The 19,502-nt window shown below is 73.5% G+C and carries 21 protein-coding genes; 13 read left to right on the top strand and 8 right to left on the bottom strand.

The window, feature by feature from the left end:
* Nucleotides 1-10 precede the first annotated feature (10 nt).
* Both CVS47_RS13205 and CVS47_RS13200 read left to right on the top strand, forming a co-directional pair.
* Entirely contained in the window at nt 11-853 is an 843-nt protein-coding gene (locus tag CVS47_RS13205) for an aldo/keto reductase (RefSeq protein ID WP_127096495.1), read from the top strand.
* A gap of 3 nt (nt 854-856) precedes the next feature.
* Nucleotides 857-1,672, top strand: coding sequence for a VOC family protein (locus tag CVS47_RS13200; RefSeq protein WP_127096494.1), 816 nt, complete (start codon nt 857-859; stop codon nt 1,670-1,672).
* 304 nt (nt 1,673-1,976) lie between these two features.
* Here the strand turns inward: CVS47_RS13200 and CVS47_RS13195 are convergent, their stop codons facing one another.
* Nucleotides 1,977-2,201 (bottom strand): hypothetical protein, encoded by a 225-nt coding sequence (locus CVS47_RS13195; RefSeq protein WP_127096493.1) that lies wholly within the window; start codon nt 2,199-2,201, stop codon nt 1,977-1,979.
* Nucleotides 2,202-2,223: 22 nt separating this feature from the next.
* On the bottom strand, nt 2,224-2,838 hold the full coding sequence (locus CVS47_RS13190; protein ID WP_206502634.1) for a nucleoside deaminase: 615 nt from the start codon (nt 2,836-2,838) through the stop codon (nt 2,224-2,226).
* A gap of 152 nt (nt 2,839-2,990) precedes the next feature.
* Here CVS47_RS13190 and CVS47_RS13185 point away from each other — a divergent pair, with 152 nt between their 5' ends.
* Genes CVS47_RS13185 through CVS47_RS13175 form a run of 3 tightly spaced genes read left to right on the top strand, consistent with a single transcriptional unit; the run spans nt 2,991 to nt 4,969 of the window.
* The gene (locus CVS47_RS13185; RefSeq protein WP_127096492.1) at nt 2,991-3,695 is read left to right on the top strand and encodes an N-acyl homoserine lactonase family protein; all 705 of its coding nucleotides are present in this window, start codon (nt 2,991-2,993) and stop codon (nt 3,693-3,695) included.
* Nucleotides 3,696-3,704: 9 nt separating this feature from the next.
* Nucleotides 3,705-4,283: a GNAT family N-acetyltransferase gene (locus CVS47_RS13180; protein ID WP_127096491.1), complete on the top strand. Its 579-nt coding sequence runs from the start codon at nt 3,705-3,707 to the stop codon at nt 4,281-4,283.
* The gene (locus CVS47_RS13175) at nt 4,280-4,969 is read left to right on the top strand and encodes a glycosyltransferase family protein (RefSeq protein WP_127096490.1); all 690 of its coding nucleotides are present in this window, start codon (nt 4,280-4,282) and stop codon (nt 4,967-4,969) included. Before CVS47_RS13180 ends, CVS47_RS13175 begins: the two co-directional genes overlap by 4 nt.
* A gap of 104 nt (nt 4,970-5,073) precedes the next feature.
* Here the strand turns inward: CVS47_RS13175 and CVS47_RS13170 are convergent, their stop codons facing one another.
* Nucleotides 5,074-6,372, bottom strand: coding sequence for a glycosyltransferase (locus CVS47_RS13170; protein ID WP_127096489.1), 1,299 nt, complete (start codon nt 6,370-6,372; stop codon nt 5,074-5,076).
* Complete coding sequence (locus tag CVS47_RS13165) at nt 6,369-8,495, bottom strand: glycosyltransferase (RefSeq protein ID WP_241240153.1); 2,127 nt, start codon at nt 8,493-8,495, stop codon at nt 6,369-6,371. Before CVS47_RS13165 ends, CVS47_RS13170 begins: the two co-directional genes overlap by 4 nt.
* Nucleotides 8,496-8,630: 135 nt before the next feature.
* Here CVS47_RS13165 and CVS47_RS13160 point away from each other — a divergent pair, with 135 nt between their 5' ends.
* Nucleotides 8,631-9,815: a polysaccharide pyruvyl transferase family protein gene (locus CVS47_RS13160; RefSeq protein ID WP_127096487.1), complete on the top strand. Its 1,185-nt coding sequence runs from the start codon at nt 8,631-8,633 to the stop codon at nt 9,813-9,815.
* A 17-nt stretch (nt 9,816-9,832) separates the two neighbouring features.
* Here CVS47_RS13160 and CVS47_RS13155 read toward each other — a convergent pair whose 3' ends face one another.
* From CVS47_RS13155 to CVS47_RS13145, 3 genes are all read right to left on the bottom strand, one after another.
* Nucleotides 9,833-10,012, bottom strand: a complete 180-nt coding sequence (locus CVS47_RS13155; RefSeq protein WP_127096486.1) for a PspC domain-containing protein — start codon at nt 10,010-10,012, stop codon at nt 9,833-9,835.
* 91 nt (nt 10,013-10,103) lie between these two features.
* Entirely contained in the window at nt 10,104-11,102 is a 999-nt protein-coding gene (locus tag CVS47_RS13150; RefSeq protein WP_241240152.1) for a DNA-3-methyladenine glycosylase family protein, read from the bottom strand.
* Between the two features lie 61 nt (nt 11,103-11,163).
* Nucleotides 11,164-11,904: a winged helix-turn-helix domain-containing protein gene (locus tag CVS47_RS13145; protein WP_127096485.1), complete on the bottom strand. Its 741-nt coding sequence runs from the start codon at nt 11,902-11,904 to the stop codon at nt 11,164-11,166.
* A 462-nt stretch (nt 11,905-12,366) separates the two neighbouring features.
* Between CVS47_RS13145 and CVS47_RS13140 the strand changes: the two genes are divergently transcribed.
* From CVS47_RS13140 to CVS47_RS13125, 4 genes are all read left to right on the top strand, one after another.
* A complete protein-coding gene (locus tag CVS47_RS13140; protein WP_127096484.1) occupies nt 12,367-12,660 on the top strand; it encodes a GNAT family N-acetyltransferase in 294 nt (97 codons plus the stop codon).
* A 63-nt stretch (nt 12,661-12,723) separates the two neighbouring features.
* Nucleotides 12,724-13,152 (top strand): DUF1622 domain-containing protein, encoded by a 429-nt coding sequence (locus CVS47_RS13135; RefSeq protein ID WP_206502882.1) that lies wholly within the window; start codon nt 12,724-12,726, stop codon nt 13,150-13,152.
* A 101-nt stretch (nt 13,153-13,253) separates the two neighbouring features.
* On the top strand, nt 13,254-13,559 hold the full coding sequence (locus CVS47_RS13130) for a hypothetical protein (RefSeq protein WP_127096482.1): 306 nt from the start codon (nt 13,254-13,256) through the stop codon (nt 13,557-13,559).
* The gene (locus CVS47_RS13125; RefSeq protein WP_127096481.1) at nt 13,556-13,927 is read left to right on the top strand and encodes a hypothetical protein; all 372 of its coding nucleotides are present in this window, start codon (nt 13,556-13,558) and stop codon (nt 13,925-13,927) included. The genes CVS47_RS13130 and CVS47_RS13125 overlap by 4 nt, the downstream gene beginning before the upstream one ends.
* 55 nt (nt 13,928-13,982) lie before the next feature.
* On the opposite strand, the gene CVS47_RS13120 is transcribed toward CVS47_RS13125, so the two are convergent.
* Nucleotides 13,983-14,771, bottom strand: coding sequence for an alpha/beta fold hydrolase (locus CVS47_RS13120; protein WP_164734656.1), 789 nt, complete (start codon nt 14,769-14,771; stop codon nt 13,983-13,985).
* 113 nt (nt 14,772-14,884) lie between these two features.
* Between CVS47_RS13120 and CVS47_RS13115 the strand changes: the two genes are divergently transcribed.
* The 3 genes from CVS47_RS13115 to CVS47_RS13105 all read left to right on the top strand — a co-directional run bounded on the left by CVS47_RS13115 (nt 14,885) and on the right by CVS47_RS13105 (nt 19,471).
* Entirely contained in the window at nt 14,885-15,178 is a 294-nt protein-coding gene (locus tag CVS47_RS13115) for a DUF2277 domain-containing protein (RefSeq protein ID WP_127096480.1), read from the top strand.
* Between the two features lie 97 nt (nt 15,179-15,275).
* Entirely contained in the window at nt 15,276-16,430 is a 1,155-nt protein-coding gene (locus CVS47_RS13110; RefSeq protein ID WP_127096479.1) for an exonuclease SbcCD subunit D, read from the top strand.
* Entirely contained in the window at nt 16,427-19,471 is a 3,045-nt protein-coding gene (locus CVS47_RS13105; protein ID WP_127096478.1) for an AAA family ATPase, read from the top strand. Before CVS47_RS13110 ends, CVS47_RS13105 begins: the two co-directional genes overlap by 4 nt.
* Nucleotides 19,472-19,502: the final 31 nt, after the last annotated feature.

Raw genomic sequence — 19,502 nt, 5'->3', positions numbered from 1 at the left:
GAATTGGGGCATGACGGATGCCCTGCAGATCCCCACCGTGACCCTCAACGACGACACCGCCTTCCCGGAGCTCGGTCTCGGCACCTACGAGCTGCGCGGGGAGGAGGGCGTCTCGGCGATCGTCGAAGCCATCCGCACCGGCTACACGCTGCTGGACTCCGCGGTAAATTACGAGAACGAGCGGGAGGTCGGCGAGGCCGTGCGGCGCAGCGGCGCAGATCGTGATTCTCTGGTGGTCACGACGAAGATCCCGGGCCGCGAGCACGGCTACGACGAGGCGATCCGCAGCGGTCGCGACTCCCTCGAGCGGCTCGGCCTCGACCGCATCGACGTGCAGCTGATCCACTGGCCGAACCCGAGCGTCGACAAGTTCGTGCAGACCTGGCGCGGCATGATCGAGCTCCGCGATCAGGGACTCGTCCGCACGATCGGCGTCTCGAACTTCACCGAGGCGATGCTCACCCGTCTGGCAGACGAGACAGGAGTGATCCCCGCGATCAACCAGGTCGAGCTGCACCCGTACTTCCCGCAGACGGCCCTGCGCGCGTTCCACGATGAGCACGGCATCCGCACCGAGAGCTGGAGCCCGCTCGCGAAGCGCTCCGAGCTGCTGGAGGAGCAGGTCGTGCGCGACGTCGCCGCCGCCCACGGCGTGACGCCGACGCAGGCCGTGCTGCGCTGGCACGTCCAGATCGGGTCGACGCCCATCCCGAAGTCCGCCGATCCGGCGCGACAGCGCGAGAACGCCGACGTCTTCGGCTTCGAGCTGTCGGCAGACGAGGTCGCAGCGATCAGCGGCCTCGAGCGCGGACGCCTGTGGGGAGCCGACCCCGACACCCACGAGGAGATGTGAGACATGGCCGATCAGCCGAGGATCTACCCCGAGGGCGTGCCCTGCTGGGTCGACATCGAGGTCGACGACCGCGAGGCGGCAGAACGGTTCTACTCCGCTGTCTTCGGATGGGAGTTCTCCCCGGCGATGCCCCCGGGTGCTCCGGGCTTCTACGACATCGCCTCGCTGAAGGGACAGGATGCTGCGGCGATCGGTCCCGGCACCGCTGACCCGGTCTGGAACACCTACATCGCCTGCGACGACGTCGAGGCCGCAGCCGCCGCGGTGACCGAGGCCGGCGGCACGGTCCTGTCGTCGCCGGCGGACGCGGGGCCCGGTGGCAGGCTCGCGATCTGCGCCGATCCCCAGGGCGCCGTGTTCCGGCTGTGGCAGGCGCGGCGTCGCCTCGGCGCGCAGATCGTGAACGAGCCGGGCGCGTGGAACTTCAGCGACCTCCGGACCCCCGATGCCGACGCCGCCCTCGCGTTCTACGGTGCGGTGTTCGGCTGGCGCGTCGACCCCGGCCTCGGAGCCGGGATGATCCGTCTCCCCGGCTACGGCGACCACCTGGCGAGCACGGTGGACCCCGGCATCCACGAACGCCAGTCCTTCGCTCCTCCCGGCTTCGCCGATGTGGTCGCGGGCATCGCTCAGGCCGACGGCACAGCCCGGTGGGAGGTGCGCTTCACCTCCGCCGACCGCGATGCGAGCATCGACGCGGTCCAGCGTGCGGGAGGACGGGTGCTGTCGTCCACCGAGACCGACTGGACGCGCGAGGCCCTCGTCGCCGACCCGTCGGGCGCCACGTTCGTCGTCAGCCAGCTCGCGCCGCGCGGCTAGCCCGTGCAGCCCGCTCGGGAACGCCCGCATCCCTCGCCCAGCTGACGCTCGACGTCGATTCCCTGCGTGCGTTCCCGCCGTTCGCGTCAGGTGAGAGCCAGAGCCCAGTGGATGCCGCAGCATCCTGTTCGTTCATGTGACGCGTGCTGTCGCCTCTGCGTGGGCGTTCCCGCGCTTCGCGTCAGGTGAGCATCCGAGCCGAGCGGATGCCGCAGCATCCTGTTCGTTCATATGACGCGTGCTGTCGCCTCCGCGTCGAGGATTCCGCGGATCGCGTCAGGTGAGCGACGGCGCGTCTCCGGAGCTACAGCTGCGCGCCGTCGTCGTGCGGGTCGTCGAGGCCCGCCGTGCGCCCGCGCCACGACTCGTAGGCGATGAGCCAGCCGATCGAGATGATCGCGGCGATGAACAGCCCGAGGAAGATGCTGCCGAGCACGGCCCCGACGAGCACGCCGAGGCCGATCAGAGCGACGGTGCCCGCGATCCAGCCGATGCGTCCGCGTGGGAAGCCGGTGCGGGGTTCATCCATGCGCCCAGCCTAGGGCTCCGTGTCAGTCCGAGCCGGCGCGCGCGTTGTAGACGGTGATCCCGCCGTCGTCGACCGCGTCGCGGTAGGCGCGGAAGACGTCGAGCGCCTCGTCGCGCAGCACGCCCGTCGTGACACGGATGCCGCGGGCCTCGAACTGCTCGGCCCAGTCGGCTCCGAGCGGGCCCTCGTCGAACGTCGTGAGGTCCTCCAGCTCGCGACCCTCGCCCGCGATCGTGAGGTGGCGGACCCCCGACCACATGGCGGCGCCGTAGCACTGGATGCACGGCCGCCAGTTGACGACGAGCTCGTGCTCGGGGAGTCCTGCCGCGCCCAGATCCCACCCGCCGAGGCGGGTCTGCGCGAGTCCGAGGGCGACGACCTCGGCGTGGGCGCTGGAGACTCCGTTGCCGAGGACGACGTTCACGCCGACGGACACGATGCGGCCCGTCTCGCGCTCGGCGACGAGCGCGGCGAAGGGCCCGCCGTTGCCCTCGCGCCAGTTGCGGTCGGCGAGCCGGTGGACGAGCCGCATCCGCTCGACGGGATCGGCGATGACGTCGGGGGTGTCGGCAAGTTCGTCGGAGATCCACGCGGGGAGGGCGATGCGGTACTCGGTGGCGATGTCGTCCAGGGGCATGGGGATCCTTCGGTCGGAGCGGGGGAGGGCCGCGCGTCAGCGCACGCGCGGCGCCGGCTTCCGAGCGTAGGCGGCCCCTGTTTCGGCCAGGTGTCGGCGGTCACGGCGACCCCGGTCTGCCGCCGACGACGGCCGGGGCGTACCGTGTGGCCATGGACCAGACCGGGGCACCCTCCACCGCGCCGGCCGGCGTCACCGTCGCGCCCATCCACGTCGCAGACCTCGCGGTCGAGGGCGAGACCATGCCGGTCTGCGTGCATCTCATCGAGCATCCCGCCGGCCGCGTGCTGGTGGACACCGGCTTCACCGAGCTGCATCCGGCGGTCGCCGACATGGATCCCCGGCTGTTCCCGCTCGACCTCGATGCGCTGGGCCGGATCGACGCCGTGGTGAACACGCACCTGCACTTCGACCACGTCGGAGGCGACCACCTGTTCCCCGGCATCCCGATCCACGTGCAGACGCGCGAGCTCCACGACGCCCGAACCGCACCCGACTACACGATCCCCGAGTGGGTCGACCCGCCCGGCATCCGATACGTCGAGCACGACGGCGCGCACGACCTGCTGCCGGGCGTCCGGCTGCTCCCCGCGCCGGGACACACGCCGGGCTCGCAGATCGTCGTCGTCGACACCGCCGACGGCCCTGTCGTCATCGCCGGGGACACCGCCGTGTGGTTCGGCGAGCTCGACGAGCCGACCACCGAGGGTCAGCGCCTCATCCGCTCGCTGAACCCCGTCGCCGTATGGCTCTCGCACACGCACGAGCCCTGGCGACCGACGGGCGCCGAGCCCTCCGCTGAACCTTCTGCCCGGCCCCGCGACGACCCGTCGGAGGGCCCCGCGACTCCGGAGTAGCGTGATCGGGTGAGTGAGATCCATCGGGCGCACGTCGCCGACATCGACCCCGTCGCGCTGTACCGCATCCTGTGGCTGCGCGTCAGCGTGTTCGTCGTCGAGCAGCAGGCGGCGTATCCCGAGATCGACGGGCGCGACCTCGAGCCCGGCGCCGAGCTGATGTGGATCGTCGAGGACGACGAGGTGCTCGCCACCCTTCGCATCCTCTGCGGTGACGAGGCGATGCGCATCGGCCGCGTCGCGACCGCACGCGCCGCGCGCGGCCGGGGCCTCGCCGCCCGCCTGATCGAGGCGGCGATCGAGCGCTGCGCCCATCTCGCCCGCGACCTGCCGATCGACCTCGACGCGCAGCTGCAGCTCGAGCAGTGGTACGGCCGCTTCGGCTTCGTCCGCACGGGAGACGCCTACCAGGAGGACGGGATCCCGCACATCCCGATGCGCCGCCCCGCCGGAGAGGGCCCCGACGAAGGCCGCCCCGCAGGCGAGGGCCCCGACGAAGGCCGCCCCGCCGGAGACGGCCCCGACGAAGGCCGCCCCGCCGGCGAGGGCCCCGTCGCTGAGACGGGCGCCACCGGAGCCGACGCGTGAGCGGGCTCCCCCCGGTGCGCGTCGTCATCCCGTGGCGCCCTGCGCCGTCGAGGATGGACGCCTTCGAGCGCGTCGTGTCCTGGTACCGGGAGGCTCTTCCGGGCGTGCCGGTCGACACCGTCGACACGGGCGACACCCCGTTCGTGCTCGCCGCCTGCCGCAACCGCGCGATGAGCGAGGCGCAGCCCGACGAGGTCGTCGTCATCGGCGATGCCGACACGCTGCCCGAGATCGAGCCGCTCCGCGAGGCGATCATCGCCGCGGCGACGAGCCGGTTCGTGCACCTGCCCTACGACGAGTACCGCTGGCTCGGCCGCAGCGGCTCCGCCGAGGTCGCCGGCGGCACGCCCCTCATCGACTGCACGGTCGAGCAGTACGTCGACGGCGCCTGCTCCGGCGTCTACATCGCCACCCCGCGCACGTGGGCCGCGCACGGCGGCCAGGACGAGCGGTTCCGCGGATGGGGATTCGAGGATGCCGCCTGGTACCTCGCCCACACGACGATCCTCGGTTCCCCGCCTCAGCGTCATCACGGCCGGGTCTACGCGCTGCACCATGCCGGCGAGGTGCGCGCGGGGGCGGACTACGAGGCGAACGCCGCGCGCATGGAGCTCTACCGGCGGGCGTCCGGGGATGCTGCGGTGATGGCTGCCGTCGTGGGCATCGAGCCGCCCGCAGCCGGCTGACCGGCCGACCCCGCAGGGCCGCCTGCGGCCGGCTGACGGCCGACGCCGCAGGGCCGCCTGCGGCCGGCTGACCGGCCGATGCGGCCGGAGCAGTCGCAGGCGCGTCAGACCGAGCCGGACAGCGTCTCGAAGGCGATCTGCGGTCCCGGTCGCTCGGCCTGCGCCTCGGCGGCGGCCGCGAGCGGCGCCCTTCCGCGGAACCCCTCGTCGACGACGGCCATGAGCGCGCGCGTGAGCGCGACGACGTCGGCGGCGTTCGGGTCGAGCGCGATGCCCGCACCCGTCCGCTCGAGGGCCGCGGCGCCGGCGAACTGATCGGTGGAGAAGGGCAGCACGACGAGCGGCACACCCGACCCGACGGCCTCCGTGACGGAGTTGTTCCCGCCGTGCGTGACGGCCGCCGTCGCGGCCGACAGCAGCCGCACCTGCGGCAGGTAGGCGGCCACGAGCCAGCCGGCGGGGACAGGGCCGAGCTCCGCCGGATCGGTCGAGCCCGTCGCGATCGCCGCGCGCAGGCCCGCACGCCGCAGTGCCTCCGCCACGCGGGCGAGGACGTCCGCCCGCACCGACAGGAAGCTGCCGAAGCTCACGTAGACGAAGGGCTCGCCCGTCGCCAGCCATTCCTCGACGTGGGCCTCGCGGGCCTCGTCGCGGGGGACGGAGCCCAGGAAACGGTGCGGCGGCAGCACGCGGCCGTCGCCGTCGGCGAGCTCGACGGGGTAGTTGTAGAGCACGGTGTCGCCGCGCAGCGCGAAAGCGTCGTCGACGGGGGATGCTGCGGCATCCAGTTCTCTCGCCGCCTCGTTCCATTGCGCGGTGAAGCCGGTCGCCACCCGCTCGCACAGCGCACGCAGCGCGGCCAGCTGCTCGTCCCCGGGGTCGAAGGCGGCCGGCCAGGACGGCGGACAGCCGTAGACCTCGTCGCCGACGGGGAGCGCGGTCGGGTGCCCGAGCACGACGTCGCCGTAGGGGATGCCGCGGGTGTGCAGGGCCAGCCGGGCGCTGAAGGCCAGGTGGTCGACGAGGATCGCGTCGGGGCGCACCTCCTCGATCACCGCGAGCGTGGCCCGTGCCCGGTCGACCGGCTGCCACATGAGGTCGGTGAGGCGCTCGCGCGCCTGATAGGTCAGGGTCTCGACCATGCCGAGCCGCGTCGCGGCGAAGAATCCCTCGAGCGACTGCGCCTCGGCCGCGACCTGTTCGTCGCTGCGGATCACGCCCGGGTTGGCGCCCCGGCCGAGCGGGAGGTTCACCCGGTCGTAGCCGAACTGCGCGACCACCGGGGCGGTGGCGGGCCCGGTGGCCACCACGACGCGCTCACCCGCGTCGCGCCATGCGGTGGCGATGCCCGCCAGCGGCAGGAGGTGCGAGGCGTAGTCGGGGCTGATGACGAGCAGCGTCACGCGGACAGACCCGCCGCGCGCTCCAGCTCCGCCTCGGCACGCGCGACCATCCCGTAGACGGGCGCGAGGGTCGCGGCCATGCCCTGGATGGTGAAGCGCTCGGCGACGAGCGCGCGGCCGCGCGCCGGTCCGTCGACGCCCAGCTCCGCGGCGCGCCCGAGGGCGTTGCCGATCGCCCCCGCGAGCCGCTCCGGGTCGGCGGTTGCGACGAGGAACCCGGTGTCGCCCTCGGTGACGTAGGTGGCAGGGCCGCCCGCGTCGGGGGCGACCACGACCAGTCCGGTGGCCATCGCCTCGAGGATCGCGAGCCCGAACTCCTCCTTGACGCTCGCGCACACGTAGGCTCCGCCGGGTGCTGCCAGACCGGGCAGCCCCAGCCGGGCGGCCGCGAGCCACTCCGCGGTCACGCCGTTGGGGCGATGGCCGGGCACGATGAGGCCGCGTGCGGCACGATCGCTGCGCGAGACGACCGCATCGATGGCATCGAGCTGCTCCCGCTCGTCGCCCGACGGGAAGCGCAGGTCGCCGCCCACGATGAGCAGGTTGGCGGCGTCGGCCAGCGGGCTCTCCGCCCAGGTGCGCACCAGGGCGGCCATGCCCTTGACCCGGTGCATGCGCCCGACGCTGATGAGCAGCGGCAGCGTCCGGCGCTCCGCCGGCAGCTCCGCGAGGAGCGATGCCAGCTCGGTCAGCGCGGGCGTGAGCGCGCCCCCGCGGGCGGCGTCACGAGCCGTCACGGCCGCGTCGTCGATGACGGCGAGGTCGACGCCCTCCGCCACGACGCTGTGGCGCTCGGGCCGCGACGTGAGGTCGATGCCGACGAGCTCGCGCATGTCGCTGACGAGGTCGGGCCGCGGGAAGAGCACCGAGTGCGATGCCGAGGCCGCGAGGCTCTGCACGAGGTGCGCGCGGAACCAGTAGTGCTCGCGCACGTCGGCCGCGCCGAAGCCGTCGCGGGTCAGCTGGCCGGAGCGCTCCAGCGACGCGATGACGCTGTGCGGGTCGGGCGCGACGGTGAAGACGGTCGGGATGCCGAGCTCGCGCGCGACGTCGGCGGCGGCGAGGCTGCCGACGTCGGCCATGCGCAGGTGCAGCACGTCGACGCGGCCGGCCGCCTTCAGCAGTCGGCGGATGCCGCGGCGCACGGTCACGCGGAGATGCCAGGCGGTGCTCGACGACGCCGGCAGCTCGTTGAGCGGAATGTGGCCGTACACGTGACCCGACGCCGTGCCCGCGACCTGGAGAAGGTCGGGAGCCGCCTGCAGCACGGTGCCGCGCGACAGCGTGAGCACGCGCTCCACGCCGGCGTCCTGCGCGACGAGCGCGTCGCCGAGGCGCACCAGGAGGGTGGCGATCCCGCCGTTGTCCCCGGCGCCCGCCGACGAGAGCGACGAGTCGACGTCGGCGTGCAGGAAGAGCTGGGCGACGGTCAGACCGGTGCCCCCGCGAGGCGGCGCGGTCTCGGGGTCGGCGTCGATGAGGGAGAGCCGGGCGAGGTCGCCGAGCAGACCGCCCTCGGAGACGAGCTGGTCGAGGAGGGCGACGGATGCGGCATCGCTGCGCTGTCCCAGGGCGGCGACGGCCGCGGCGCGCACGGGGCGCGGGACCTTCGCGTCGGCGGCGGCCTGGCGCAGGAGCGCCGTCGCCGACGGCTGGCGGATGAGCCCGAGCGTCTCGATGAGCCGCGCCCGGGCGCCGGAGGAGAGGGTGCCCGTCCCCGCGGCCTCGAGGGCCACCGCGAGCAGATCGCCGCCGGTGACCGACCACTTCTCGATGGTGTGCTGGGCGAGCATTCCGGCGAAGCCGCCGTCGGCGACGAGGCGGATGAGGCGCCCCACCGCGTCGGCCCGCATCGGGCGGCGCCCGAGCGCCCAGGCGGCGTGCTGCACGATCCACGCGCGGGGGTCGGAGAGCAGCGACACGAGCAGGCGGGCCGCCTGCTCGTCGTTCATCTCGGCGATCGCGTGCACCGCGGCGATGGCGGCGATGTCATCTGCGCCGGCGAGGGCGGCGGAGAGCACGCGCAGGGTGCGGACACCCGGGTCGCGTCCCGCTTCGAAGGCCAGGTCGTCCGCCGCGCGGAGCGCGGCGACCACGGTCGGAGCCTCACTGATGCGATCCATCGCCGACTGGATCCCCATGGGTCCTCCGCCCTGGCGCCGCGGTTCAGCGCCGAAGTGATCGTAGTGCGCGCACATGGACGGACGCTTACGGTTGATGGGGCGCCGACCGGTGCCGTCCAGCACGACGGGAGACGCGTGAGCATCCTGACCATCGGCGATATCGGAGTCTCCTCCGGCATCATCCACATCGGCGACGAGGCCATGTTCGAAGCGGCTCGCGACGAGCTGGCTGCGCGCGGCCGCACGATGACGGGGATCTCATCGGCACCCGAGGAATCCGCGCACCGCTACGGCATCTACGCGATCGGGCGACTCGGCTTCGGCGACCTCGACCGCGCCGCGGCGGAGGAGCGGTCCTCCATGCTCCGGGCCGCGGCATCCGGAGCATCGGCGCTCGACGACACCGACCCGGCGGTCGCTGTCCTGCGCGCGCTGGACGACGCGAGCGGCGTGCTGATCGCCGGCGGCGGCAACCTCGCCTCCCGGTGGCCCGTGCACGTCTACGAGCGGACCACTCTCGCCGCGATGGCCGTCGCGCGGGGACTCCCCGTGGTCGTCACAGGGCAGACCTTCGGCCCCGACCTGACGCCCGCCGACGAGAGCCGGGTCGCGGCGATGGCTCGAGCGGCGCGGCTCACCGGCGTGCGGGAGCACGACTCCGGAGCCCGCGCGCAGCAGACCTGGGGCGTGCGCGCGCGGGTCGGCGTCGACGACGCGTCCTTCCTCGCCGGTGGACCGTCGGACAGTCCCGTCGCGGATCCGTCCGCGCCGGTGCTGGTGAGCCTGTCGGGCTGGTTCGCGGGCCGACCCGCGGCGGACGTCGAGCAGGGGATCGCCGAGCTGCTGGATGCTGCGGCCCGGACCGTCGGTCCTGTCGTCTTCCACGCGCACTTCGGTCCTGTCGCAGCGGGCGCCGAGCCGCAGGGCGACGCCGCGCTGCACGAACTCGTGCGGGCGCGGATGCGGCAGGTCAGCACGGTCGTGCCGAGCGGGGACTCGCAGACGGCCGCCGAGCTCGCGCGCGGCGCCCGGCTGCTCATCACCAGCCGCTACCACCCGGCGGTGTTCGCCGCTCCTGCGGGTGTGCCGATCCTCGCGCTCGCCGCCGACGAGTACACGCGCATCAAGCTCGGCGGCGCCCTCGGGCACTGGGGGCAGTCGGAGGTCGTCGACCTCGACGACCTCGCCGGGGCACCCGCGAAGCTGGCACAGCTCGACGCCGCGCGCGCCGCGATCGCCGAGCGCGCCCTGTCGCGCCTCCCCGCGCACCGTGCGCGCGCCGCGCTGTGGTGGGACGACGTGGCCGCAGCGCTCGGCTGAGGCCGCGGCATCCGTCCTCACTCCTGCGGGATGAGCACCCAGAGCAGCAGGTAGGCGAGCACGGAGACGCCGGCGAAGACCACGCCGAGGACGGTGAGCACGCGCACGACCGTCGGGCTCCAGCCGAAGCGGCGGGCGATGGCGGCGCAGACGCCGGCGAGGACGCGGCCCTGGCGGGGACGGGCGAGAGTGGTCATGACCTCAGTCTGATCGCCGCCATCCGGCGACGACAGGGGGCGGACCCCCGGATCCACGGCGTGCGTACCCCCGCCGTACCGTGCCGTGGGCTCAGCGGTCGCGGTGGTCCTCGGGGTGCAGGCGGGGGCCGCGGCGCGGCTCGACCGCGCCGCTCAGGCCGATCAGGCGGATGACCCGCTGACGGTGCCCCGGCCAGGGGGCCAGGAGCCGCAGCATCCCGTCGTCGTCGCAACGGGCGCCCGTCAGGGCCCAGCCCACCTGATGGGCGAGGTGGTAGTCGCCGACGCTCACCGCGTCGGGGTCGCCGAAGGCGCGGATGCGCGTCTCGGCCGACGTCCACGCGCCGACGCCGCGCAGGGAGATGAGCACCCGGTCGCGGGCCTCGCCGTCCTCCGCCCGGAGGAGCGCGCGCACGACGGTGTCGCCGCGGCGCGCGGCCTCGACGATCGTGCGCGACTGCGGCGGCTCGAGACCGGCTCGATGCCAGCCCCACGAGGGGATGTGACGCCAGCCCTGAATGGTGGGCGGCGCGAACATCGGCTTCGGAGTCGGCCCCGGCGCGCGCTCGCCGAACCAGGTGACCAGGCTGCGCCAGGCCGAGAAGGCCTGCAGGCTCGTCACCTTCTGCTCGATGACCGAGCTCGCGAACGCGTCGAACACGTCGCCGGTGCGCCCGATGCGCAGGCCCGGATTGCGGCGATGCACTTCGGAGATGAGCGGATGCCTCGACCCGTCGAACCCGGTCGGGTCATCGTCCGCCCCGCACAGCGCGGGCAGTCGCTCGAGCGCCACGCCGGCTCCCGGCCCCCAGGCGGCGGCACGGATCACGCCGCGCGACACCTCCCGGATGGCCAGCGTCGAGACGCCGGCCGGCGTGCGGCTCACGCGCCACATCACCGATCCGTCGAGCGTCATCGTGGGATCGCCGATGCCGTGCCGCTGGTACATCACGGTGCGCCGGACGTCGAGCGGATGCCGCGGGCGGTACTCCGTCTCGAGCGCTCGACCGTCGGCCGTGCTCGAAGGGAGGCTGCGCACGCCCCGACGCGGCTCGCGCGCGAGCGCGGAGCCGGGTGGGGAGATCGTCATGCAGACACCCTACGCGCGCCCCTCCGACATCCGGCCGGCGGCGCCGCGGGCGGGCGGCGCGTCAGAAGCGGTCGGGGGAGGGGGTGCCGTGGCCGTAGCGGATCACGACGTCGGCGTGACGGTCGAAGCGGTAGCCGATGCCGCGCACGGTGCGCACGATGTCCTCGTAGCGGCCGAGCTTCGCGCGCAGGCGGCGCACATGCACGTCGATCGTGCGCTCGCCGGGTGCCTCGTCGTCCGTGGCGCCCTGCCAGAGGGAGGAGACGAGCTCCGTGCGCTCGATGGTGCGGCCCTCGCGCAGCACCAGGTACTGCAGCAGCTCGAACTCCTTGAAGGTGAACGCGGCCGACTCCCCGTCGATGAGCACGCGCTTGCGGGAGATGTCCACGACGACGCCGCCCTCCACGTGATCCTCGGGCTCCGGCTCGTTCTTGGTGCGTGCGACGGCGGACGGCTCGTGCAGTGCGAGGCGCACGACGTCGACGTCGCGGCCGCCCGCACCGGTCGGCGCCAGCGCCACGGTCGCGTAGGTCTCGGCGGTCGGCGCCAGCTCGCCCAGCGTGCGGCGGAGGGCCTCGACGAGCACGCCGAGGCTGACACCGGCGGCCGCGGCCTTCTCCTCGTCGATCCCGACGTAGAGGGCGAAGCCGCGCGGCGCGGTGTTCGGCGGGAGGTGACTCGCGGGAGCGGCGGGTGCGGCGGCGACCGGCTCCGGCGCGGCCGGGACGGCGGCGATCGGTGGGACGGCACGCAGGTGCGGGACGCGGGCGGCGGGACGATCAAGCAGAAGGTTGTTCGACACGATGGAAGTCCTTGCGGGAGGAACCCGGCGGGGTTCAGGGGTGCTGCTGGGTGCCCGGAGGGGCGGAGACGAGGCATCCTTCGTCGCGCAGATCATGCGGACGGTGCCTCGGGGGCGGAACGGGTCGCGTTCTCTCGGCTCTCTCAGAACCCGGACGGCGACTCGTGAGCCCGGCAGGGGTCACTGTGTCAGCGGCACATTCGACAGCACATGACGCGGCCGCCGGCCATCATCATGCGGGCAGTCCCGTTCGCCTCCAGGGCGGACAGAGAGCGTGCGTTGTCGGTCATGTGGCTGATTATGACGGAATGCGTCCGGATGCGTCAAATCGCCCAGGTCGGACCGCGGACGGATGACGAATTGTGACAGATTGCTCAGTCCGACGGAGGAGCGGATGCCGGCGGCTCCTCCACACAGCATCCGCACAGCGCGGCACCCTTCTCGCGGGCGTATTCTTCTGCGGTGACCGAGCTGACCTTCACCCATGAGAAGGACGCGTCGCGCTACGCCCTGCACAAGGGCGACGACCTCGTCAGCGTCCTCGACTACCGCGACGACGGACGCACCGTCGCCATGACCCGCGCGTACACGATCCCCACCTTCCGCGGCCACGGCTACGCGGGCGAAGTGGTCGAGCGTGCGGTGTCCTCCCTCGAGGAGAACGGCGACCGCGACGTGCTGCCGGTCTGCTGGTACGTGGCCGACTGGTTCGAGGCGCACCCCGAGCGCTCCGGCATCCTGCGCGCCCGCGCCTGACCTTCCGCGCCGCACGCGCGTCGAGCGCCTCGTTCCGCCCCGACCTACACTGACCCCGTGGACATGGAGTCGGTCTTCATCGGTGTCGCCGTGGGCTTCGAGGTCGCGGGCGCCGTCGCCATGGTGTCGGGCTTCCTCCTCGCCATCGTGCTCTGCGCGCGCTCGCTTCGCCGGCGCGAGGGGGGCAGGACGGCGTTCCTCGTGCTGCGCAACACGCTCGGGTCCGCCATCCTTCTGGGGCTCGAAGTCCTCGTCGCCGCCGACCTCCTGCGCACCATCACCTCGAAGCCCTCGCTCGAGGACGCGCTCATCCTGGGTGTCATCGTGCTCATCCGCACGGTGCTGTCCATGTCGATCCAGGTGGAGATCGAGGGCGTGCTGCCCTGGCGCCGGGCGCTCCTGCGCAGCGGAGGCCAGATGCTGGGCGACGCGGTCGTCCGCGATCGGGATGCCGCGGCATCCGCTCGCTCCACGGCACCGAATCCGCACTGACACCGGAGTGGCCCGGTCGCCGGAGCGCTCCGGGCTGTCAAGCCCCTGCGTTCCGGCGGCGAACGGAGCACGCTGGAGGAAACGATGAGGGAGTGGAAAACATGAGCGATCAGCGCGATCTGCCCGAGGGCGTCCTCGACGCGAACCCGGCCGGAGCCTGGGAGGACGGGGCCACCAGCGACACCGAGACGTCGGAGAGCACCGCGGACTCGATCCACGCCGCGTCCCTGACGGACTCTGGTCTGCCGCCGAACACGCCGATGCCCGAATCCGCCACCGGCGATGAGGTCGTCGGCGACGGCCCTGCGGCGCCCGCCGACCCCGACGGCTCGATCGAGGACGCCGCTGCGACGCGCGGCATCGACCCCGACATGCGCACCGACGAGGAAGCCGAGGAGAACGCGTGAGCGACCGCAGCACGAACGAAGAGCCCGTGGGCGGCAGCAACGCCCCCGCCGATGCGCAGGTGCCCGGCGAGACGCCCGGTGAGCCCGGCATGCGCGAGGACGTCGTCGGCGGTGCGCTCTCGCACGACGCCGATGAGAAGTCCGGTCCGGATGCCGCGAGAAACACGCAGGACGAGCCCGCCATGGACGTGCACGACGCGAGCCACGAGGACAAGGTCGCCGGCATCGCCGCCCAGACGCGGCTCGATGTCGGCGGCGAGGGGCACGAGCGGATCGCCGACGTGCTCTCGCAGCGCTTCACCGACGCAGGCATGACCGTGACCGACGAAGACCGCGTCGCCCTCGCGAAGCGCATCTCCGGGGAGTGAGCCGATCCGGCCGGCGCGCCCCGGGGGGCGTGCCGGCCGGTGATCCTGTCGCGAATCAGCCTCCGGTGAAAGCCAGGATGGCCGCGGCGGACGAAGCGGAGTCGCGGATCATCGTCTCGTGCCCGTGATGATCGACCTCGACCAGGTCGGCGCCGTGCAGGGCCGCCGCGACCTCGGCGCACCACCACTGCGGGCAGACGCGGTCCGATCCTCCGCGGATCACGAGCGCCGGCTGGCTCACCCGCGGGTAGACGTCCTCCGGGTGATGCGCCAGCATCGCGCGGAACTTGCCGTGGATGTGGGGACCGGCGCGCAGGTACTCGATCGCCCCCACCAGGATGACCCGCGGGCTCTCGATCGCCAGATCGTGGGCGAGCCGGAGGATCTGCCGGGCCGCGGTGCGCTCCGTGCGGGTGACGGTGGGAGCCAGCAGCACGACGCCGTCGACCAGCGCGGGATGCCGGGCAGCGAGTTCGACCGCGACCTGCGTGCCCATCGAATGGCCGACGACGGTGACCGGTCCCTCGCCGCCGTCGCGGAGCAGCGCGGCGAGCAGGTCAGCGGTGCGCGCCATCGTCAGGATGCGCGGAGGCTCCGGAGCCGCGCCGTAGCCGGGAAGATCGACGGCGATGAATCGGCCCCGGCCGCGCAGGTGCCCGGCGAGTCCACGGAAGGCGAGGCGCCCCATTCCGATGCCGTGGAGGAAGAGGAAGGTGCGGGCACCCCGTCCGAACGACTCCACGACGAGCGTGGCGCCCGCGTGCGAGAAGCTCCGGACGATCGCCGGGACGCCGTGCGGGGCGACCACCGACGTGTCGGCGGGCGGGCGACGGGCGAACGGCACCGGACGACACTACTCAGTGTGTCTATGCGGGTCTCCGTGCCGGCTCACCGAGGCGTGCCGTCCGGCTCCCATGCCTCTTCTCGCGGGCGGGATGCGCGCGTACCGTGTCTGCCATGTGCCGCAACATCCACACCCTCCACAACTTCGAGCCCGCCGCGACCGACGACGAGGTGCACGCCGCCGCCCTCCAGTACGTGCGCAAGATCGCCGGCACCACCAAGCCGTCCCGGGCGAACCAGGCCGCCTTCGATCGTGCGGTGGCCGAGATCGCGCACATCACCGGGCACCTCCTGCAGGACCTCGTCGCCGCCGTCCCGCCCAAGAACCGGGAGGAGGAAGCGGCCAAGGCCCGCGCTCGGGCCGAGGCGTCCGGACGCTACGCCCCGCGCGTCGCGCAGGTGGGCTGACAGCGGTCAGCGCGATCCCGGCCGGTCGGGGGACCGCTCTCGGCGACCCGCCCGCCCGCTGCCCGGGGATGTCGGTGGCTCGTTTTAGCGTGTGAGCATGCGCATCCTGCACACCTCCGACTGGCACATCGGGCGGTCGTTCCACGGCCACGTCACGCTCGACGCGCTCGCCGGCGTGCTGCAGGAGCTCGCGCTGCAGGTGCGCGACAACGAGGTCGACGTCGTGATCGTCGCGGGCGACGTGTTCGACTCCGCGACCCCGGCCGCGGCCTGCTACCCGCTCCTCTCGCGGTCGCTCGGCGCCATCCGCGACGCCGGAGCGCAGATCGTCGTCACCTCCGGCAATCACGACTCCTCCGCACGGCTGGGATTCCAGTCCGCGCTCCTCCGCGACGGCATCCACGTCATCACCGATCCGGCCACGGTCGGGGTGCCGGTCACCGTCGACGACGGCCACGGGCCGGTGCACTTCTACGGCATCCCCTACCTCGAGCCGACGATGGTGCGCGCGGTGTGGCCGGGTGTGACCCTGCGCTCGCACGCCGACACCCTCGATCATGCGATGGGCCTCATCCGGGCCGATCTCGCGCAGCGGGGCGGGCGGTCGATCGCGATCGCCCACTGCTTCGCGGCCGGCGTCGCGCCCACGCCGCAGCTCGAGCGCGACATCCAGCAGGGTGGCCTCGATGTGGTGCCGCTGTCGGCCTTCGACGGTGTCGACTACGTGGCCCTCGGGCACATCCACGGCCGCCAGCAGCTCTCCGAGCGCGTGCGCTATGCGGGCGCGCCGCTGCACTACAGCTTCGGCGAGGCCGACAAGCCCCGCGGGTCGTGGCTGATCGACGTGGATGCCGCGGGCGAGGTCACGGCGCGGTGGCTCGATCTTCCCGTGCCCCGCCGCCTGGTGACGCTGCGCGGTCCGCTCGACGAGCTGCTGGCAGACCCGTCGCTCGATGCGCACCACGACGACTGGGTGTGCGCGGTGCTCACCGATCCCACGCCCCAGATCGATCCCATGCGCAAGCTCCAGACGCGGTTCGCCTGGTGCGCCACGATCAAGCTCGACCCGGTAGGGGTGCCCGCGGCATCCCGCATCACCTACGCCGACCGCGTTCGTGACGTCGAGAGCGACGACGAGCTCATCGAGCGCTTCCTCACCCACGTGCGTGCCGGCGAGGGCGCCGGGGAGCGCGAGCGGGAGCTCATCGCCGATGCCGTCGCAGAGGCCCGGGTCGCGGAGCTCACGTCGTGAGGCTGCATCGGCTCGAGATCGAGGGCTTCGGCCCTTTCCGCGCGCCGCAGACCGTCGACTTCGACGCGCTCGCCCGCGACGGCATCTTCCTGATCGGCGGCCGCACGGGCGCGGGCAAGTCCAGCATCCTCGACGCGGTCTGCTTCGCCCTGTACGGCGGGGTGCCCCGATACGAAGACGGCGAGAAGCGCATCCGCAGCGATCACGCGACTCTCACCGAGCCGACGCGCGTGCGTCTGGAGTTCTCGAGCGGCGGCCGGAGATGGCGCGTCGAGCGGGTGCCCACCTACGAGCGCCTGAAGCGCAACGGCCGCGGCACCACGCTGACGGCCGCCGAGGCGCGGCTGGAGGAGGAGGTCGACGGCGAGTGGGTCGGACGCGCGTCCCGTCCCGTCGACGTCGGGCACGAGCTCGGGCCGGTGCTCGGGCTGACGCAGCACCAGTTCCTGCAGGTCATCCTGCTGGCGCAGGGGCGCTTCGCCCGCTTCCTGCTCGCCCGCAACGACGAGCGCCAGACGCTGCTGCGGACCCTGTTCGACTCGAAGCGGTTCGGCGGCTACGAGGAGACGCTCGAGCGCCGCCGCAAAGAGACGCTCGAGCGGCTCACCCTCGACACGCGCACGCTGCTCGTGCAGCTCGACAACGCCGAGGCGCAGAGCCGGGCCGCGGTTCCCGCGGCCGAGCCCGGCGGCGAGACGTCTGAAGGACCCGTCTACGCGGGGGCCGCGCAGACCGTCGCCGAAGATGTGGCCGAGCTCCCGCTCGAGGAGCGCCTCCGCCGGGTTCGGCAGGCGCGCCTGCGGGCGGCCCATGCCCGCGAGGTGACCGGGGCAGAGGAGGTCGCGGCCCGCGCGGCGCAGTCCGCCGCCGAGGCCGTGCACGCCGACCGCGTGGAGCAGCGCGCGGCGCAGATCCGCCGCGACGACGCCCGTGTGACGCTGGCGACGCTCGAGTCGCGATTCGAGGCGGTCGGCGATGCCCGGGAGACGCTCGCGCGGGCAGGCGACGCCGAGCCGCTGCGCGCTCTCATGACCGCCGCCGACCGAGCGCATGTCGCTCTCACCGGCGATGAGGTCGCTCACGCCGCAGCCCTGGCCGCCTGGGTCGGCGCGGGGGAGGAGTCGGTCGAACGCGCTGAGCTCGAGCAGCGCACCGACGCACTGCTCGCCGACGTGGGCGCGATCGGCGTCGCCCTCGAGACCGAGCGCTCGCTTCCGTCGCTGCGCGAGGAACGCGCCACGACGGCCGCCCTGCTCGCCGCTGCGGCGGCCGAGACAGAGGCCCTGACCGCCCGCCGCGCCGACCTGCCGGTGCTGCTCAGCGAGTCCGCGGCCGCGCTGGCGCTCGCCGAGGGTCGGGCGGCGCGTCTGCCCGACGCGCAGGACCGAGTGAAGACGGCGCGCGCGGTCGTCGGCGCGGCCGAGGAGGCCGAGACCCGGCGCGACCGACGTGACGAAGCCGAGGCCGCCGCAGGAGCGACGGGACGCGCGCTGACCCGCGCATCCGCGGCGCTGGACGACCTGCGCGACCGGCGGTTCCGCGATCACGCGGGCGAGCTCGCCGAGTCGCTGGTCGAGGGCGACCCGTGCCCCGTCTGCGGTTCCTGCGAGCACCCGCAGCCGACCGCCCGCACCGGCGATCCGGTCACCGACGACGACATCACTGCCGCGGAGACGGCGAAGGCCGCGGCGGCGACCGCCGACCAGGCCGCGACCGCCGCCCTGCAGTCCGCCCGCGACGACCTCGCCGCTGCGCTGCAGCGAGCAGGCGGCCGCACGCCCGCCGAAGCGCGCGCCGAGGCGGATGCCGCGGAAGCCGACCTCGCCGCGGCGGAGACCGCCGTGGCTGAGGCCGCGACCCTGGCCGCGCAGCGCGCCGAGCGCGAAACCGAGTTCGCCGACGTCGGAGCCGCGGTCGACGCCCTCGAGAAGGCGCGCGCCGCGGCATCCGGTGAGCTCGTCGCGGTCGACCGGGCGATCGCCCAGGCCGAGGCCCTCGTCCTCGGCGCCCGCGCCGGTCATGAGTCGGTGCAGGCGCGCCTGTCGTCGGCGGAGGAGCTCATCCGCAAAGCCCGCGCGCTGCTCGGTGCGATCGACGCCGTCGCGCGTCGTCGCGCGGCGGTCGCGACGGCCGATGCCGAGCTCGTCGCCGCCCTCGAGGTCTCCCCGTTCGAGGGACGGGATGCTGCCGCCGCCGCGCTCCTCGACGCCGCGGCGCGTGAGCGGCTCACGCGCGAGGTGCGTCTCTTCGACGACGAGATCGCGGGTCTGCGCGCGACCCTCATGGACCTCGAGCTGCGGATGCTGCCCGCCGAGCCGGTCGACGTCGAGACCGCGGCCGCGCTGCTCCGCGACGCCTCCGAGCAGCGAGACGAGGCGGTCCGGCGGTGCGTCCGCGCGGCCGAGGCCGCGGAGCGCCTGAACGAGGCGGTGACGGCCGCCGAGATCGCGCACGAGGCCATCGCGGAGGTCGCCGCGGAGGCCGAGGTCATCGAGCGGCTCGCCCACGCGGTCGCCGGGCGCGCGCCGAACACGCTGAAGATGAACCTCGAGACCTTCGTGCTGGCCGCCGAGCTCGAAGAGATCGTGGCCGCCGCCAACGTCCGGCTCGACGGCATGACGCAGGGACGCTACCGGCTCCAGCACACCGACGCCCGCGCGGCGCGCGGTGCGGCCTCCGGACTCGGCATCGAGGTGTTCGACGCGTTCACCGGACAGGCCCGGCCGGTCTCATCTCTCTCGGGCGGCGAGACCTTCCTCGCGTCGCTCGCGCTCGCCCTCGGCCTGGCCGAGGTCGTCACCGCCCGCGCCGGCGGCATCACCCTCGACACCCTGTTCATCGACGAGGGCTTCGGGTCGCTCGACGGCGACACCCTCGACGTCGCGATGCAGACGCTCGATGAGCTCCGGCAGGGCGGCCGGGTCGTCGGCGTCATCAGTCACGTCGAGGCGATGAAGGACCAGCTCCCCGCTCAGCTCACCGTGCGCACCACTCCGCACGGCGACAGCGTCATCGAGCAAGAGGTGCCGGCGTCCGTATAGCGCGGGCCTGTGAACGCGGGTATAGCGCGGG

This window comes from Microbacterium lemovicicum (genome assembly GCF_003991875.1).
GTDB classification, from domain to species: domain Bacteria; phylum Actinomycetota; class Actinomycetes; order Actinomycetales; family Microbacteriaceae; genus Microbacterium; species Microbacterium lemovicicum.
This window is presented reverse-complemented; position numbering and strand designations above follow the sequence as displayed.

Bases quoted from the DNA above. Each gene is read 5' to 3' on its own strand.
- CVS47_RS13205 (WP_127096495.1), top strand. From the start codon at position 11: ATGACGGATGCCCTGCAGATCCCCACCGTGACCCTCAACGACGACACC.
- CVS47_RS13200 (WP_127096494.1), top strand. From the start codon at position 857: ATGGCCGATCAGCCGAGGATCTACCCCGAGGGCGTGCCCTGCTGGGTC.
- CVS47_RS13195 (WP_127096493.1), bottom strand. From the start codon at position 2,201: ATGGATGAACCCCGCACCGGCTTCCCACGCGGACGCATCGGCTGGATC.
- CVS47_RS13190 (WP_206502634.1), bottom strand. From the start codon at position 2,838: ATGCCCCTGGACGACATCGCCACCGAGTACCGCATCGCCCTCCCCGCG.
- CVS47_RS13185 (WP_127096492.1), top strand. From the start codon at position 2,991: ATGGACCAGACCGGGGCACCCTCCACCGCGCCGGCCGGCGTCACCGTC.
- CVS47_RS13165 (WP_241240153.1), bottom strand. From the start codon at position 8,495: ATGGATCGCATCAGTGAGGCTCCGACCGTGGTCGCCGCGCTCCGCGCG.
- CVS47_RS13155 (WP_127096486.1), bottom strand. From the start codon at position 10,012: ATGACCACTCTCGCCCGTCCCCGCCAGGGCCGCGTCCTCGCCGGCGTC.
- CVS47_RS13150 (WP_241240152.1), bottom strand. From the start codon at position 11,102: ATGACGATCTCCCCACCCGGCTCCGCGCTCGCGCGCGAGCCGCGTCGG.
- CVS47_RS13135 (WP_206502882.1), top strand. From the start codon at position 12,724: ATGGAGTCGGTCTTCATCGGTGTCGCCGTGGGCTTCGAGGTCGCGGGC.
- CVS47_RS13130 (WP_127096482.1), top strand. From the start codon at position 13,254: ATGAGCGATCAGCGCGATCTGCCCGAGGGCGTCCTCGACGCGAACCCG.
- CVS47_RS13115 (WP_127096480.1), top strand. From the start codon at position 14,885: ATGTGCCGCAACATCCACACCCTCCACAACTTCGAGCCCGCCGCGACC.
- CVS47_RS13110 (WP_127096479.1), top strand. From the start codon at position 15,276: ATGCGCATCCTGCACACCTCCGACTGGCACATCGGGCGGTCGTTCCAC.